The 16,466-nt window shown below is 72.2% G+C and carries 13 protein-coding genes; 4 read left to right on the top strand and 9 right to left on the bottom strand.

Annotated elements, in window-relative coordinates:
- Window positions 1–913 precede the first annotated feature (913 nt).
- On the bottom strand, window positions 914–2,476 hold the full coding sequence (locus tag ACFPCY_RS05940) for a penicillin-binding transpeptidase domain-containing protein (RefSeq protein ID WP_378252536.1): 1,563 nt from the start codon (window positions 2,474–2,476) through the stop codon (window positions 914–916).
- Window positions 2,477–2,624: 148 nt separating this feature from the next.
- Here ACFPCY_RS05940 and ACFPCY_RS05935 point away from each other — a divergent pair, with 148 nt between their 5' ends.
- Window positions 2,625–3,545, top strand: coding sequence for an esterase/lipase family protein (locus tag ACFPCY_RS05935; protein ID WP_378252535.1), 921 nt, complete (start codon window positions 2,625–2,627; stop codon window positions 3,543–3,545).
- 114 nt (window positions 3,546–3,659) lie between these two features.
- Here ACFPCY_RS05935 and ACFPCY_RS05930 read toward each other — a convergent pair whose 3' ends face one another.
- The 5 genes from ACFPCY_RS05930 to ctaE form a co-directional block, all read right to left on the bottom strand.
- On the bottom strand, window positions 3,660–4,784 hold the full coding sequence (locus tag ACFPCY_RS05930) for a glycosyltransferase family 4 protein (RefSeq protein ID WP_378252534.1): 1,125 nt from the start codon (window positions 4,782–4,784) through the stop codon (window positions 3,660–3,662).
- A gap of 151 nt (window positions 4,785–4,935) precedes the next feature.
- On the bottom strand, window positions 4,936–6,600 hold the full coding sequence (qcrB, locus tag ACFPCY_RS05925; protein WP_378252533.1) for a cytochrome bc1 complex cytochrome b subunit: 1,665 nt from the start codon (window positions 6,598–6,600) through the stop codon (window positions 4,936–4,938).
- Complete coding sequence (qcrA, locus tag ACFPCY_RS05920) at window positions 6,597–7,706, bottom strand: cytochrome bc1 complex Rieske iron-sulfur subunit (protein WP_378252532.1); 1,110 nt, start codon at window positions 7,704–7,706, stop codon at window positions 6,597–6,599. The genes qcrB and qcrA overlap by 4 nt, the downstream gene beginning before the upstream one ends.
- A complete protein-coding gene (qcrC, locus tag ACFPCY_RS05915; RefSeq protein WP_378252531.1) occupies window positions 7,703–8,614 on the bottom strand; it encodes a cytochrome bc1 complex diheme cytochrome c subunit in 912 nt (303 codons plus the stop codon). Before qcrC ends, qcrA begins: the two co-directional genes overlap by 4 nt.
- Window positions 8,615–8,658: 44 nt before the next feature.
- On the bottom strand, window positions 8,659–9,321 hold the full coding sequence (gene ctaE / locus ACFPCY_RS05910) for an aa3-type cytochrome oxidase subunit III (protein WP_378252530.1): 663 nt from the start codon (window positions 9,319–9,321) through the stop codon (window positions 8,659–8,661).
- A 190-nt stretch (window positions 9,322–9,511) separates the two neighbouring features.
- Here ctaE and ACFPCY_RS05905 point away from each other — a divergent pair, with 190 nt between their 5' ends.
- The 3 genes from ACFPCY_RS05905 to ACFPCY_RS05895 all read left to right on the top strand — a co-directional run bounded on the left by ACFPCY_RS05905 (window position 9,512) and on the right by ACFPCY_RS05895 (window position 12,010).
- Window positions 9,512–9,934, top strand: a complete 423-nt coding sequence (locus tag ACFPCY_RS05905) for a hypothetical protein (RefSeq protein ID WP_378252529.1) — start codon at window positions 9,512–9,514, stop codon at window positions 9,932–9,934.
- A 111-nt stretch (window positions 9,935–10,045) separates the two neighbouring features.
- A complete protein-coding gene (trpD, locus tag ACFPCY_RS05900; RefSeq protein WP_378252528.1) occupies window positions 10,046–11,164 on the top strand; it encodes an anthranilate phosphoribosyltransferase in 1,119 nt (372 codons plus the stop codon).
- Window positions 11,165–11,329: 165 nt separating this feature from the next.
- The gene (locus ACFPCY_RS05895; protein ID WP_378252527.1) at window positions 11,330–12,010 is read left to right on the top strand and encodes a hypothetical protein; all 681 of its coding nucleotides are present in this window, start codon (window positions 11,330–11,332) and stop codon (window positions 12,008–12,010) included.
- Window positions 12,011–12,148: 138 nt separating this feature from the next.
- On the opposite strand, the gene ACFPCY_RS05890 is transcribed toward ACFPCY_RS05895, so the two are convergent.
- From ACFPCY_RS05890 to ACFPCY_RS05880, 3 genes are read right to left on the bottom strand one after another with little or no spacing between them, the layout of a single operon-like run.
- Window positions 12,149–12,436 (bottom strand): Lrp/AsnC ligand binding domain-containing protein, encoded by a 288-nt coding sequence (locus ACFPCY_RS05890; RefSeq protein WP_378252526.1) that lies wholly within the window; start codon window positions 12,434–12,436, stop codon window positions 12,149–12,151.
- A gap of 33 nt (window positions 12,437–12,469) precedes the next feature.
- Window positions 12,470–15,331 (bottom strand): DUF5682 family protein, encoded by a 2,862-nt coding sequence (locus ACFPCY_RS05885; protein ID WP_378252524.1) that lies wholly within the window; start codon window positions 15,329–15,331, stop codon window positions 12,470–12,472.
- Complete coding sequence (locus ACFPCY_RS05880; protein WP_378252522.1) at window positions 15,328–16,458, bottom strand: ATP-binding protein; 1,131 nt, start codon at window positions 16,456–16,458, stop codon at window positions 15,328–15,330. Before ACFPCY_RS05880 ends, ACFPCY_RS05885 begins: the two co-directional genes overlap by 4 nt.
- Window positions 16,459–16,466: the final 8 nt, after the last annotated feature.

The raw sequence follows: 16,466 nt of genomic DNA, 5'->3' as shown, positions 1-16,466 counted from the left end.
CGCGATCACCGCCCCGGCCCCCGCACGCAGCCCCGCCCCCCGCGCACGGGCACCCCTCGCACCCGCCCGACGCGCCCGGCCCTCACGCCCACGAACCCGCGCGTCCCGCCCACGCCTCTCGCGCCCACTCCCCTCCCGCACACGCCCGTCACCCGCACGCGCGTCGCGAGCAACTTCATCGCGCCCACGCGCCCCATACCCCCCCGCGCCACGCGCCCCCTTAAGACGCCCCCCCGCCTCAACCGCAACCCCCTCACGCGCCCGCGCCCCCCACACACCCGCATCACGCGCACGCACGTCGCGTCCGCGCGCATCCCGCGCGCCTCCGTCGCGCGCACTCGCGTCGTGTGTGCTGGCGTTGCGGGTGGGGGTCTCGTGCGGGCGGGGGGTGGGGGTTGCTGGGTGGGTGAGAGGGGGGTGGTGCGGGAGGCCGTCGGGGACGGTTTGGCGGACAGTGCGGTCGGGTGGTGGGGAAGGGAGCCGCGGGGTGGGCGGACGTCCGGCTAGGCGGCGTGGGGCGCGGATGCGGCGGGGTGGTCTGGGGCCGCCGGGCGGGTCGGTCCAGAAGGACGACTCGTCGGAGGCGTCCGTCCTGCGGGGGTGCCGTGGTTCTCGTCGCGCCATGCCCTCTCCTGCTGGAGGGGCGCGGGGGCGGGCGTGCGTCGCCGGGCCGGCCGGTGCCGTGATCGAGACGTGCGGGGACGGCGTGGTGGAAGCCCGCTCATGCTTCCGCCGTTCCCCGGAGGGGGCGTCCGGTGTCGCGGGTCGCCCCCGTCACTCCGGGAGCATACGCCCCGAGAGCCGTGTACTTCGGGGATGCCGCCGAATCCGGGGATTCGGCGGGCACACCCCGCTTGGTGCCTCTCGCTTCGCATCCCGGTACGCACCGGCCGGGCAAAACGTTCAGTCCGGCTCAGAGCGAGCGCAGGAACGTCGCCGCCAGCGGCGCGGCGACCTTGGGTCCGGAGTCTCCTTCCAGGACGAACACGGAGAACGCCAGGTCGCCCTTGAAACCGATGAACCAGGCGTGGGACGCGCCGGAGTTGTCGTATTCGGCCGTCCCGGTCTTGCCCGCGGTGCCCGCGGGGAGTCCGGCGGACGCGGCGGTGCCGTTCGTGACGACGCTCCGCATCATCCCGCGGAGGGCGTCGGCGGACGGCACGTCGTGCGGTGCCGGCGGGCGGACGTCGCCCGGCTCCAGCATGGACGCGGGCAGCAGCCGCGGCGGACGCCACGTGCCGTCCGCGACGGCGGCGGCGACGGTGGCCATGAGCAGCGGCGTGGCCTGCACACGGCCCTGGCCGATGGCGGACTCGGCGAGGTCGGCGCCGGGCTTGACGTCGGGGAAGTCCTTGTAGGAGCCGCCCGCGCCGGTCAGGACGGGAGCGCCGAAGCCGTAGGACTTCGCGGCGTCGGCGAGGCCGCCCGGCCCGAGCCGGTCCACGGCGAGCCTGGCGAAGGTGGTGTTGCAGGACTGGGCGAACGCGTCGGTGAGGCTGGCGTTGCCGACCGACGAGCCCTCGTGGTTCCGGATCGTCCGCTGGGCGGTGACGACGACGGCCGGGCAGTCGGCGGACGACGACGGCGAGAGCCCCTTGGAGATCAGCGCCGCCGCCGTGACGACCTTGAAGGTGGAGCCGGGCGGGTAGCTCGACACGAACGCGCCGCGCCCGCCGAGCCGGTCGGCGACGGCCAGGATCTCGCCCGTGGACGGACGGATCGCCACGATCGCCGCCGCCTTCCCCGACGGGGAGGCCGCTACCGCGCGCTCAGCGGCGTTCTGCACGCGCAGGTCCAGCGTCGTCCGGATGCGCTTGGTCGGATGCCCGCCGAGCACCTTCAGCCGCTGCGGCGGGGCGTTGCCCTGCTGCACCTCGACCGCCCAGGCGGTGTCGTCCTCGGTCTCGTCGTCTCCGGTGTCGCCGTAGGCGTCGTCGAGGGCGCTGACGTACGGGTCGAGCGACCCGCCGTCCGGAAGCGGCCTGCCGTTCGCGGCGACGAATGCGGCGGGCGGCTGGTGGACGGCCGTCAGCCGCCACGACGTCGGCAGTTCCTTCAGGCCCGGATAGAGCGTTCCGGGCGTCCACCGGACGCGCCAGCGGTGGCCGTGCTTCGCCAGGACGAGCGTGGACCGGAACGTCCAGTCGCCGTGCCCGGCGAGGTTCCGGGTGACCGTGAAGTCGGCGCGCGCCCCGTCCGAACCCGTCCGGACGACCGGTTGCGGCGTCAGCGCGACCGACATCACCGACAGTCCGGTGGTCAGCGACCGGTGCCAGGAGGCGAAGTCGGCGGGCGGATCGCTCACCAGCCCCCGCATCTTCGACAGATCGCCGTTGCTCCACGCGGCGAAGTACGAGGCGGCGGTCTTCTCCGGCCCGCCCTCGTCCCTGCCGGTCAGCCGCCACGCCTCGAACCCGCCCGCGCCGAGTGCCAGCACCAGCACCGCGCCCAGGCATCCGATGCCCCGTCCGCCCATCCCGCCTCCCCGTGTCCCGACCCTGGAAGGGGATGATCCCCAGTAAAAGATCACATTTCAAGGGTCAGATCACCCGTCAGTCCCTAAGATCGGGCGTCGTCAGGGCCGCCGTCGGGTCGGCGGCCATCCCCCGAAAGGTCCCTCAACCTTGCGTCGAATCGTGCGCTCGGCGGCGCTGTCCGCCGTCGCCCTCACCGTCTGCGCGGTCCAGGCCGCGCCCGCCCTCGCGGCGGCCGGTCCCCCGGCCGCCGTCCCCCCGCCGCAGAGCGGCGACCGAACCGCCGACCAGACCGGCGTCCAGACCGATGCGGCGACCGCCGACCCGGTCTACCTCGTCCACGGCCTCCAGCTGCGCGGCGGCACCGACTGCGCCGCCACCTGGAAGCAGGCGGACGCCCAGCTCCGCTCGGCCGGGTTCCACGGCCCGCTCGTCACCTGGGGCTACTACTCGGGCGACACCCACTGCACCCGGCGCGTCGGCGGCTCGCTGAACACGCCGGTGCTGGAGCTCGGCCGCCGCCTCGCCTGGGACGTCTACTCGCACTACTCGCGGCACGGCGTCCCGGTGCGGTTCGTCGCGCACTCGATGGGCGGGCTCGTCGCGGCGACCGCGCTCGCGGGCGTGAAGGCCCGCCCGCACGGGTCCGGTTCCTGGCCGCCCTACCTGCTCGTCAAGGACGCGGTGACGCTCAGCACCCCGTTCCGCGGCATCGCGGGATCGTGCGCCGCCAAGTACCGGCAGTGCCGCGACCTCAAGCCCGGCAGCGCGCTCCAGGGCTGGCTCGCCAAGCAGTCCCTCCAGGGACGCGGCGGGACGGACTGGACGCTGGTCTCCGCCGCCGAGGACACCCGCGTCCCCTACCGGTCGGCCCTCGCGGCCGCCGCGAGGCACAAGGTCGAGTACCTGTCCGGGCAGGGCATCACGCACTACAACCTGCACCGCCTGGACAGCGGTCACTCGTGGCGGATCAAGTACTCCGACAACGGCGGCGCGTCCTACAAGACGACGCAGCGCGGGCCCTCACCGCTCCGGTACACCGCGATCGCCCTCACGAGCAGCGGTCACTGATCCGCACACCGCGCAGGCACCCCGCACCTGCGCCTCGCGCGTAAGCACAGGCCGCTGACCGCACACCCTCACACAGCGGCCCGCCCGCCCGGCAGCAGCCCAATCGGCCGATCGTTAGGACAGCAGGCCATCCAGCCGGGCGGATTGAACTTCCCAACGCCATTCGCGTTCGACCCAGGCGCGTCCCTTGTCGCCCATCGTGCGCGCGCGTGAGAGATCCCGCAGAAGGTCCATCAGGGCCTCGGCTACGGCGCGCACCGAACGTCCTGGGACCACCACGCCCGTCTCACCGTCCAAGACGGCGTCGGGCGCTCCCCCGGAATCGCCCGCGACGACCGGCAGTCCCGTAGCGGACGCTTCGAGATACACGATCCCGAGCCCTTCGACGTCCAGCCCATGGCGGCGCGTACGGCACGGCATGGCGAAGACGTCCCCGGCGTCGTAGTGCGCGGGCAGCTCCTCCCACGGGACGCTTCCGGTGAACACCACCGAACGGGACACGCCCAGCTCGTCCGCCAGGCGCGAGAGGTCGGCGCGGTAGGGACCTCCACCGACGAGCAGGAGCGCCGCGTCCGGGACGGCGCGCAGGACGTGCGGCCACGCGTGGATCAGCGCGTCCTGCCCCTTGCGCGGCACGAGGCGCGACACGCACACCACGACCGGACGGTCCGCCAGCCCGTGCCGCGCGCGGATCTCGTCCCCGCCGGCGCCCGGACGGAAGACCGAGTCGTCCACGCCGGGCGCGAGCCGCGCCATCCGCCCGACGGCCGCCGGGGACAACGCCCGGGCCATCCGGGAGCGCGTGTACTCGCCCAGGTAGGTGAGCACGTCCACGCCGTCCCCGATGCGGCGGAGCAGGCCGCGCGCGCCGGGCAGCGACGCCCAGCCCGCCTCGTGCCCGTGCGTGATCCCGACGATCCGCCCGGCCCCCGCCCGGCGCAGCGCCGGTGCGAGCAGCCCCAGCGGCGCGGACGCGCCGAACACCACCGAGTCGCAGCCCTCGGCGCGCAGCAGGTCCACCGCGCGCCGCTCGACGTCCCGGTCGGGCAGCATCAGCGACGTCGGATGCCGCACGACCGGGAACGGCTGCGCAGCGTCGAACTCCGCCGCGCCCTTCCACGCCGGGGCGTACACCACGACCGAGCCGGGCGGGCGCCGGACGGCCAGTCCGTGCACGAACGCCTGGATGCCGCCCGGCCGGGGCGGGAAGTCATTGGTCACCACGAGCGTCCTGGTCATCTCCCTGCCAGGATCCCACGCCGCCGGTCGCGGCAATGATCCGCGTCCCGGACGTCCCGCCGGCAGGACGGTCCCCGGAACCCCGCGGAAGCGGCGAGGCCCGCCCCCGGAGCGTTCCGGGGACGGGCCTCGCCCGTGGCAATCTCGCGAATCAGTGGCCGAGCTGCTTGGGGCCCGAACCGCTGCCGACCGCGTGGTCGTCGTGTCCCTCGCCGTGCCCGTGGCCCTCGCCGTGCTCCTCGATGGGGATGTCGTCGAAGGTCGCGGCGCGCTGGAGCCGCGAGCGCAGGTGGCCCATCGGGCCCTTCTGGCTCGGGGCCGGGATGCCGTTGGCGTCCGTGGCGGGCGCCTCGGGACGGGCGTTCTCCTTGGAGAGGATCTTGATCCGCTCCTCCTCGCGGGCGGGCTCGTGCTTCTCGCTGAACCCGCCGTCCGGCGCCATCACGATGATGCCGGCCTCGACGCCGTGCCCGATCACGTCCGCGTCCTTGCGCTGGAGGCCCAGGCAGATCCGCTTGGTGACGATGTAGGCGAGCACCGGCCCGATGAAGATCGCGAACCGGAAGAACCAGGTGGTCGCGAACAGCGACACGTGGAACTTGTCGGCCAGCACGTCGTTCGCGCCCGCCAGCCACATCAGGCCGTAGAAGGTCACGGCCGCCATGCCGATGCCGGTGCGGACCGGGGCGTTGCGCGGACGGTCGTTGATGTCGTGCCGCCGCCGGTCACCGGTGATCCACTGCTCCAGGAACGGCCAGGCCATCGCGCCGCCGAAGATGATGCCGAGCGGCACCAGCGCCGGGATCAGCACGTTCAGGCTGATCGTGTGGCCCGCGATCACCCATTCGGTGCCCTGGCCGGGCATCATGCGCAGCGCTCCCTCGAGCACGCCCATGTACCAGTCGGGCTGGGAGCCCGCCGAGATCGCGCCCGGGTCGTACGGCCCGAACTGCCAGATCGGGTTGATCTGGGCGAACGCGCCGAGCAGCGCCAGCACGCCGAAGGTGAACAGGAAGTAGGCGCCCGTCTTGGCCATGAAGACCGGGTAGAACGGGTAGCCGTAGACCTGCTCGTTCGACTGGTTCTTGGACGGCATCGCGGTGTGCTTCTGGTGCCACATGATCATCATGTGCGCGGTCACCAGACCGAGGATGACGCCCGGGATCAGCAGGATGTGCAAGCTGTACAGGCGCGGGATGAGGTCGCCGTGGTCGCCCGCGGGGAACTCGCCGCCGAACAGGAACATGTAGATGTAGGTGCCGACCAGCGGGATCGCCTCGGCCACACCCTGGGTGATGCGCAGGCCGGTGCCGGAGAGCAGGTCGTCCGGCAGCGAGTAGCCGAACAGGCCCTCCAGCATGCCCAGGATGAACATGTTGATGCCGATGAGCCAGTTCAGCTCGCGCGGCTTGCGGTACGCGCCGGTGAAGAAGACCCGGAGCATGTGCGCCAGGATCGACGACATGAACAGGATCGCGGCCCAGTGGTGGATCTGCCGCATGAGCAGACCGCCGCGCACGTCGAAGGTGATGTGCAGGGCCGAGTTGTACGCCTCCGACATCTGTACACCCTTGAGCTTGGTGTACGAGCCGTTGTAGACGACCTCCTCCATGCTCGGGTGGAACCAGAGCGTGAGGAAGGTGCCCGTCAGCAGCAGGATGATGAAGGAGTACAGGGCGATCTCGCCCAGCATGAACGACCAGTGGTCCGGGAAGACCTTCTTCACGTTGCGCTGGAAGAAGTTGGTCGAGCCGAGCCGGTCGTCCAGGAAGTTCAGCGGTCCGGCGACCGCCTTCGGTGCTTGTGCGTCGCTCATCCGCGCTCCCAGAAGCTAGGACCGATCGGCTCCGGGAAGTCGTCGGTGGCGATGAGGTAGCCGTCCTCCACGCTCAGCGGAAGCTGCGGCAGCGGACGGTGCGCCGGGCCGAAGACGACCTTCGCGCCGTCGGTGGCGTCGAACGTCGACTGGTGGCACGGGCACAGGATGTGGTGGGTGGTCTGCTCGTACAGCGCCGCCGGGCAGCCCACGTGCGTACAGATCTTGGAGTACGCCACGACCCCGTTGACGTGCCAGTTCTCGCGTCCCTTGACGGGCTTGAACTGCTCTGCCGGGACGTTGATCAGGATCGTCACGGCCTTGGCGATCTCGTTGGACGCGTGCGCCGACTCCTCGATGCCCTCCGGCAGCACGGTGATCATGCCGCCGGGCGAGTTGAAGTCGGAGACCTTCAGCGGGGCGTTGGTGCCGTCCACCACCAGGCGGACGCCCTTCTTGCCCTCGGCCTTGGCCTTCTTCACGGCCTCGCCCCAGAAGGTGTGGCGCAGCCGCTTCTCCGGCAGCGGGCCGAGGTCGCGGAGCAGCACCAGCGGCGCGAGGCCGAGCGGCGCGGCGGCGAGCAGCAGCGTGCGGCGCAGCAGCGGGCGCTTGGTGATCGCGCTGTCCTCGGCGCCGGCCAGGAAGTCGGCCTCGAACGCCGCGCGCGTCTCCGCGCTCGACGCCATCTCGTGCCGCTCCTGGATGATCGGCTTGCTGGTCATCAGGCGCCGCACCCAGATGGTGACGCCGATCGCCAGCAGGAGGAACGACAGCGCCATGGTGCCGCCGAGCCACAGGTTGGACTCGCGGGCCCGGCTGATGCCGTGCATCCCGCCGTTCCGGCCGCTCCAGCCGATGTAGTAGGCGATGAACGCGACGCTGGCGAGGAACGCGAGCACGAAGAAGGTCGCGACGACGCGCTCGGCGTTCTTCGCGGACTTCTCGTCCAGCTCGGCCCCCGCGCCCGCCGGAGCGGGGTAGGCCTCGTCATCGTCCCTGGCCAGCAGGATGCGCTCCCCCGCCGGCGACGGCGTGCCCACCACCCGGCGGGCCTCGCCCTCCTCGCGCGGCTCCGGCGAGCCCGCGTTGTCCTTGTTGTCGCTCATGACTTCTTCAGCTTCTTCGGCTTCTTGGCGGTGATCCACATCGCCGCGAGCACCATCAGGCCGACACCGACCAGCCAGCCGGCCAGGCCCTCCGAGACCGGGCCGATGCGGCCGAGGCCGTTGCCGCCCGGGTTGGGCTCGTCACGGGTCTGCACCAGGTAGGCGATGATCGCCTGCTTGTCCTTCGGGGTCAGCGTGGTGTCGTTGAACACCGGCATGGCCTGCGGGCCGGTCATCATCGCCTCGTACATCTGCGTCGGCGTGACGTCCTTCGGCGACAGCGGCGGGGCGTACTTGCCCTGCGTCAGCGCGCCGCCCTGCCCGGTGAAGTTGTGGCACTGGGCGCAGTTGGTGCGGAACAGCTTGCCACCGAGCGCGACGTCACCCTTCGTCGGGTCGACCTGGTCGGCCGTCGGGACGGACGGGCCACCGCCGAGCTGGGCGATGTACTCGCGCAGGTCGCGCAGGTTCTTCTCGGCCTGGGCCTTCTGCTTCTCGGCCGCCTCGCGCTTCTCCGGCTCCGAGTAGTCGGTCTTGACCTGGGTGTCGAAGGCGGGAACCGGCCGCTTGCGCGGCATCTGCGCACCGGGGTTCATCGCGGGCATGCGGCCCGTGCTGACCTGGAAGTCGACGGAGGCGGCGCCCACGCCGAGCAGGCTCGGCGCGATCGGCTTGCCCTTGGCGTCCTTGGTGCCCTCGGCGTTGAGGCCGTGGCAGCTTGCGCAGTTCTTGTTGAACAGCTGCCTGCCGTTGGCGAGGTCGGCCTGGGCGTCGGCGGTGCCTGCCGCCTCGGCGCGGTCGGTCTTCGGCGAGAAGCCGGCGTAGAGGCCGGCGATCGCCGCGAGGGCCGCCAGCACGACGGCGTAGCCCGCCCAGGGGCGCCGTCGCCATGCGGTGATCCTTTTCACGGAAATCCCCGTTCGGGTCTTGTCGTCGTTGGTGGTCGGACGGATCACTTCAGGTCGAGCAGGTAGATCGTCGCGAACAGGCCGATCCAGACCACGTCCACGAAGTGCCAGTAGTAGGACACGACGATCGCGCTCGTGGCCTGCTCATGAGTCCAGCGCTTGGCGGCGTAGGTGCGTCCCAGCACGAAGAGGAACGCGATGAGGCCGCCGGTGACGTGCAGGCCGTGGAACCCGGTGGTCAGGTAGAAGACCGATCCGTACGCCGAGGACGACAGCGTGAGGCCGTCCTTGGTCACCAGGCTGGTGTACTCGAAGAGCTGGCCCGCCACGAAGTAGGCGCCCATGAGGAACGAGAGGACGTACCACTCGCGCAGTCCCCACTTGCGGAAGTCGAGCAGGCCGCCGGTGCGTCCGACCTTGCCGGCCTCGGCCTTGAACACGCCCATCTGGCACGTCACCGAGGACAGCACCAGGACGGTCGTGTTGAACGCCGAAAGCGGCAGGTCCAGCTTGGCGCCGGGCCAGGCGTCGTGACCGTGCTGGCCGATCGTCACGGAGCGGATCGTGAAGTACATCGCGAACAGGGCCGCGAAGAACATCAGCTCGGACGACAGCCAGACGATCGTCCCCACGCTGACCAAGTTGGGACGGTTCGCCCGAGCGTGAGGTGTTGTCTCTATCGCGGATGCTGTTGCCACGAGCAGCATTATTACGGCACCCGTTCAGTGACTGACGCATGACCCCCCTTCTGGAGTTCCCGAGCGTGTCACCGGACCCGCCCCGACCCGCCCGTCTCGTCCGCATTTATCCCGCTTCAACAGCACTTTTGGGCCCGGGAAGTGGTCCCCGCACCCGCCCTCTCGTGCGCGCGCGGCCGAACCGGTAGCCTTGCCTGCCATGAGCGACGCCCCGGAGGGTCCGATGAAGGTGCTCGTCTACAGCGACGACGCGAACACGCGCGAGCAGATCCGGCTCGCCATCGGACGCAGGCCCGCCGCCGACCTTCCGGCGGTGGAGTTCGTCGAGATCGCCACCCAGCCGGCCGTCGTGGAGCGGCTCGACCGGGGCGACATCGACGTCGTGGTGGTGGACGGCGAGGCCCGCCCCGCGGGCGGCCTCGGCGTGGCCCGGCAGGCCAAGGACGAGGTCTACGACTGCCCGCCGATCCTGGCGATCATCGCGCGCCGGGACGACGGCTGGCTGGCGACCTGGTCGCGCGCCGACGCCGTGGTCGCCCTCCCGCTCGACCCGATGGCCGTGGCCAAGGCCGTCGCCGACCTGATGCGCTGGCGGGCCGACAACCGCCTTCCCGCGCTCTAGTAACGACTCGCCGGGGAGGCGGGGGATGTTCCGTCCCCCGGCCCCGTCCCCGGCCGGACCGGGCGGGACCGCCCCGGCCGCCCCGCAGGACCCGAACCTGGGGGAACACCGATGGACGCCCGACCCAGCGCCCGCGCCGCCGCACCGTCCGGCGTGTCGCCCGGCGGCCCGCTCGCCGCGGCCCCGGAGGCCGCGACCACCTGGCCCGCGCTGCTGAACGCGCTGCTCGACGGCACGTCGCTGACCAGCGCGGAGACCGCCTGGGCGATGGACCAGATCATGTCCGGCGAGGCCACCGACGTGCAGATCGCCGGGTTCGCCGTGGCGATGCGCGCCAAGGGCGAGACGGTCGCCGAGGTGGCCGGGCTCGCCGCGGGCATGATGGCGCACGCCACGCCGATCAGCGTGCCGGGCCGGTTCGCCGACCTGGTCGGCACCGGCGGCGACCGCGCGCACACCGTGAACATCTCGACGATGGCCGCGATGGTGGCCGCCGCCGCCGGAGTGAAGGTCGTCAAGCACGGCAACCGCGCGGCCTCGTCGTCCTGCGGGGCGGCCGACCTGCTGGAGGGCCTCGGCGTCGCGATCGACCTGCCGCCCGAGGCGACCGCGCGGATCGCCGAGGAGGTCGGCATCGCCTTCTGCTTCGCGCCGCTGTACCACCCGGCGCTGCGCTACGCGTCCCGGACGCGGCGCGAGCTCGGCACCCCGACGGTGTTCAACTTCCTCGGGCCGCTGACCAACCCGGCGAGCCCGACGAGCCAGGCGGTCGGCGTGTTCCACCCCCGGATGGCGCCGATCATGGCCGGGGTGTTCGCCGAGCGCGGCTGCTCGTCCCTGGTGTTCCGGGGCGACGACGGCCTGGACGAGCTGACCACCACGGGGACCTCGGCGGTCTGGGTGGTGCGGGAGGGCAGGGTCACCGAGACCGTGTTCGACCCGGCCGACCTGGGCATCCCCCCGGCGCGTCCGGAGGACCTGCGCGGCGCGGACGCCGCCTACAACGCGCGGGTCGCGCGGCGCTTCCTGGACGGCGAGACCGGCCCCGTGCGGGACATGGTGCTGCTGAACGCGGCGGCGCTGATCGTGGCCTACGAGGGCGCTCCGCTGGCGGCCAAGCTCACCGACGCGCTGCGGGACGCCTGCGTGCGCGCGGCCGAGGCGGTGGACTCGGGGGCCGCCGCCGCGCTGCTGGACCGCTGGATCGAGGTGTCGCAGGCCGCCCGCTGAGGACGCCTGGAAGATCGTTCGGGTTCGGCCGTCCGCGCGCCCGCGCGGGCGGCCGATCTTGTTGCGCTTGGGTCACGGTTGTTCAATTTTGGATTAGTTCGGCCCGATCCGTTACATGATCATCGGCGAACGAGTTCCCGCCCCTCACGGAGAGGACCCTGCCCGATGCCCGTCTCCAAGGTCCGCGCGACCGCGTCCGCGGCGGCCGCCGCCGGCCTCGCGCTCGCGCTCGCCGCGTCCCCCGCCCACGCCGCGTCGCCCCGCCACGCCTCGTCCCCGGCGGCCCTGGCCGCGTCCGGCGTGAACCAGAACGTGCTGCTCTCGAAGGCGCAGCAGCCGCCCGTGGACGAGACGTGGGGCGACAAGCCCTACATCAACCCGTACTTCCAGCCCACAGTGAGCGGCCCGTCCTGCTGGGACTACGGCCGGGCGACCGGCGCGCAGGACGGCCTCAGCGCCCGCTACTCCACCCCGACCTGGTACTACAACTACAACGAGGTCTGGGTCTTCCCGGACAGCGCGCGCGCCGCGTCCTTCGAGCAGCAGTGGAAGACCCTGCTGGCGAGCTGCGTCGAGCGGAACAAGCCCGGTACCGGAGGCGAGGGCGCCATCTACGTCACCGCCGTGACGAAGGTCGGGACCGAGAGCGGCGTGGACGTGTGGCGGCTCACCACCGGTGTCAACGGGGGCGGCGAGACGCAGCACTTCCAGGTCGCGCTCGTCCGGCAGGGACGCGCCGCCTACGCGATGGACCTGCTCGACTACCGCCACGGCGAGCCCGCCCCGATCCCCTTCGCGGACTCGATCACCGCGATCAAGCAGAAGCTCGCCACGTACTACCCGTGACCTGCCCTGCCATGACCTGGGCTGCCCGTGAGCTGAGCCGGCCGTGACCTGAGCCGGCCAGAGGTGACCAGGTTTTGACGCGACGGGCCCGCCGCGTCCCCTCCCCGGGGATGCGGCGGGCCCGGCCCGTGCGGACTCTCAGCCGGCGTCCGGGAGGCCGAGCGAGAACGCGACCTCCAGGTCGTGCTGGGAGTAGGTGCGGAAGGCGATGTGGGTCTCGGTGTCCCGGACGCCGCGGACCTTGTTGAGCCGGCCGGGGATGACGTCGTTCAGGTCGTCGTGCCGCCGGACCCGCACCATGGCCACCAGGTCGTGCCGACCGGTGATCGAGTAGACCTCGCTGACCCCCTCCAGGGCGGCGATCTCCTCGGCCGCCTCGTGGACGCGGTCCACGTCGGTCTTGATGAACACGAGCGCGGTGACCACAGATCCTCCCGAAACCGTCGTTGCCGTCCGAGCCTATCCAGTGACCGGCGCGGCCCGGCCGCCGAGCAGGGCGGCGAGCGCCCCGGCGGCGTCCGGATGCCGCTCCACCAGCGCGGACGCCTCCGCGTGGACGGCTCCGGCGGGCTCCGCCGGCGCCTGCCAGACCGGTTCCAGGCCGAACAGGGCGGCCGCGGCGTCGCAGGCCGCCGGATGCGCGGCCAGCAGCTCCGCGACCGGCCCGGACGCCGCCGGAACGCGTCCGGCAGCGGGTTTCGGCTCCGCGACGGACTCCCATGGCGGCGTCCAGGCGTCCAGGGCCGGGAGCGAGCCGGGGAAGGTGCGCCCGGCCTCCCTGGTCAGCACGGGGACCAGCTCCGGCGCCTGCTCGCGCAGCGTCGTGACCAGGCGCGGCAGCCATGGCAGCAGGACGTGGTCGGGCAGGCTCCCGAACGCCTTCGACATCACCTCCACGACGAACGGCGCGAGCATGGGAACGGGTTCGAGCGCCTGGACGAACCCGCTCAGGTAGCGCGGGAAAGCGGGCACGACCAGCGGGTTGCCGAGCATCTCGTCGCAGCGGGCCCGCAGCTCGGCGCGGCTGAGCGTGCCGAGCTGGAGCCGCGCGGCCCACATCAGCGCGACCTTGCCCGGCAGCTCGGGATGCGCCTGCGCGACCGCGATCTCCAGCTGGGCGCGGTCGCAGCCGAGCGACAGCGCCAGGCTCTCCATCCCGAACAGGAAGCCGAGCATCGCCGCGACCTGCCGGACGCCGGTCTCCTCGTCGGTGAACGCGGTCGGGAGCAGCGTGCAGTAATGCGCGTACCCCTCGGTGACGAACTCCTTGCACCAGGCGGGCAGTTCCGGCTCGCTGGCCCGGTAGTGCGCGAGCAGGCGGCGAACGCGTTTCAGGACGTCCGGCGCGTCGTCCACGGTGCGTTCGGCGGACAGCAGCTCGACGGCGCGCGCGCCGAGCTCGTCCACGAACCGGCGGCCGCCGAGCAGGACGAGAGCGTCCTCCACGGCGGCGAGCGCCGTCGAGGCGGTCGCGTCGGGGGCCCACGCGGCGCGGCGGAGCCGCTGCTCCAGCACCTGCTCGACCGTGACGCCCTCGTAGCCGAGCTCGACGAGCCAGCGCTGGTCGCGGCCGAGCGCGAGGTCCCAGCTCTCCTGGACGGACCGCTCCCCCAGCGCCCGCGAACCCATGATCGGCCGGACGGTGCCGTCCGGGAGCAGCCGCCGCAGCATCCACAGGACGTCCGAGCAGGCCCGCAGGTGCGGTTCGGAGCGCAGGTCGAGCAAAGCCCGCTGGACGGTCCGCTTCGTCAGGTCGAGCCCGAGCGGTTCGAGCCGGTCCAGGACGTTCTGGGCGAGCGGCGGCAGCGCCGCGTACCCGACCTGCCCGACCCGGTCGCCGCCGAGCAGGATCTCGCACAGGCGCCGCACGTCCCGGCGGCCGGGGACGGCGTCCTTCTCGATGCAGGTGACCGCCGCGTCCTGGAAGTCGTACGGGGTCGGACGGTTCCGCCCGCGCATCCCCGCCAGCAGGACGGACGTCTCGACCACCGCGATCGCGTCGGCCGTGCTCGCCAGGTAGCCGTTGCGGCGGGCGAGCCGGACGATGTCGACGGCCCAGGTGAGCAGCTCCTCCTCGTCCAGCTCGCCCGGCTCGGGCGGGGTCGTGAGGAAGCCGGACAGCCGGTCCTCGGCGGGTGTGGCGGCGAGCTGCGCGGCCTTCGGCGACCTGCGGCTCGTCCCCTTCTGCCCGGCCAGCCGGAACGGCGCGACACCGCTGCGCCTCAGCGCCTTCTGCCACGTCGCGGCGGCGATCGACACCGAACCCTGAGCCAGCCCGAACTGCGCCTCGATCGCCGAGTGGCTGGACGGGATCAGCCCGTACAGCCAGCGGGTCTTCGTCGGCTCGGCGATCTCGTACGGCGCGTCCGAGCGGACGCCGAACTGCTCGACCCGGCTGGCCGCGTGCAGCGCCCCGCAGACGTACAGGGCGTCGCCGGGGTCGGTCCCGGACGCGGCGAGGTGCTGCCGCATCCGCGTCCACATGTACCGCTCGCGCTCCTCGCTGCGGGCCAGGTCGCCGGTGTCGCGCAGCCGCCGGAACAGGCTCCCGACCAGCAGCATCACCTGCCGGTAGGCGTCGTATCCCGCGCCGCTGAGCGGCTGCTCGACGTACTGGTCCCACCACTCCGACCAGTGCCGGACGCGGCCGTGGCGCAGCAGGTGCTCCTCCAGCTCGGCGAAGCCGGGACGCAGGTCGCCCAGCTCGATGCCGACCGCGTCGCCGTGCAGGGCCTCGCCGTCCGCGTCGTCGCCGTCCTCGGCCTCCGGGGATTCGGCAGCGGACGCGGCGGGTGTGCCGGGCTGGTCCGCCTTCGGGGCCTTCGCCTTCCGGTCCTCGCGGGACGCCGGGTCGGTCTCCTCCCACTGGAAGAGATGATCGGTGGACCAGTCCACCGCGACCAGCTCGACGCCCGGCGTCTCCAGCGCGTAGGCGATCGCCTGGTACTCGGCGGACGCCTCGGTGATCGGCGCGACCACCGACAGCGGCGCCCACTCCTCGTCGAACCCGTCGATGTCGCTGGCGAACGCCTGGAGCGCGACCGGGAGCTTGCAGTTGCGCAGCTCGTCCAGGAGCGGGCGCATGTCCTCGCACAGTTCGAGGTAGACGACCTTGGGCCGCTTCTCCCGCAGCCGCCGCGCCATCGCCAGCGCGGACGACGGCGAGTGGTGGCAGACCGGGAAGATCTCCAGCTCCTCGGCGAGGGCGCGGTCCACGTCGTCCACCATGCCCGCGAGGATCTCCGCCGCCGCGCCGGGCGCCTCGGCGAACCGCTCGGCGGCGTCCCGCAGCTGGCCGCGCAGCGCCTCGAACGCGCTCACGAGAGGGCCGCGATCGCGTCGCGCCCGCCGTCCAGGAACTCCTTCCACGGGCCGCCCTCCTTCTTGCCGCGCCCCTCGACCACGCCGTGCCAGAACTTGTTCAGGATCGCCAGGTCCTCCGGGCTGCGCCGGGCCAGCGACCCGACCAGCGAGGACGCCAGGGTCGCGGCGCGCAGCGTGTCGTCGCCGAAGAAGCGGCTGTGCAGGATCGCGTCCTCCAGCACGCCGATCTGCTCGGCCGTGGACAGCGCCGACTCCAGCCGCTCGTCGTCGCTGGTCGCGGCGGCGGACGCGGCGCGCAGGTCGGCGAAGCTCTGGAGCAGGATGTCCAGCAGCGTCGGCGGCACCTCCAGCTCGATCCGGTGCCGGCGCAGCAGCTCGGTGGTGCGGAACCGGACGATCTCCGCCTCGCTGCGCTTGTTCGTCACGACCGGGATGCGGACGAAGTTGAACCGCCGCTTCAGCGCCGACGAAAGGTCGTTCACGCCCCGGTCGCGGCTGTTGGCCGTCGCGATGATCGAGAAGCCGGGCCTGGCGAACACGATGTTGTCGTCGTCCAGCTCGGGGATGGAGACGTACTTCTCCGAAAGGATCGAGATCAGCGCGTCCTGGACGTCGCTGGTCGAGCGGGTCAGCTCCTCGAACCGGCCGATCACTCCGGTCTCCATCGCGGTCATGATCGGGGACGGGATCATCGAGTCCCGGGACTGCCCCTTGGCGATCACCATCGAGACGTTCCAGGAGTACTTGATGTGGTCCTCGGTCGTGCCCGCGGTGCCCTGGACGACCAGGGTCGAGTTGCGGCAGACCGCGGCGGCCAGCAGCTCGGCCAGCCAGCTCTTGCCGGTGCCGGGGTCGCCGATCAGCAGCAGCCCGCGGTCGGACGCGAGCGTGACGATGCTCCGCTCGACGAACGTCCGGTCGCCGAACCACTTCTGCGGGATCTCGCGGTCCAGGCCGTCCGCGGGCTCGGAGCCGAGGATGAACGTCCGGACCATCTTGGGGCTGAGCCGCCACGCGAAGGGCTTGGGGCCGTCGTCCACCGACTCGAGGTAGTCGAGCTCGTCGGCGTACTTCACCTCGGCGGGGGCACGCAGCATTTCCTGGTTCTCTGCGGACTCGGTCATGGGGGCTC

Source organism: Actinomadura gamaensis, assembly GCF_042652125.1.
GTDB classification, from domain to species: domain Bacteria; phylum Actinomycetota; class Actinomycetes; order Streptosporangiales; family Streptosporangiaceae; genus Spirillospora; species Spirillospora gamaensis.
The sequence above is the reverse complement of the archived record's forward strand: the minus strand, read 5'-3'. Positions and strand labels throughout refer to the sequence as shown.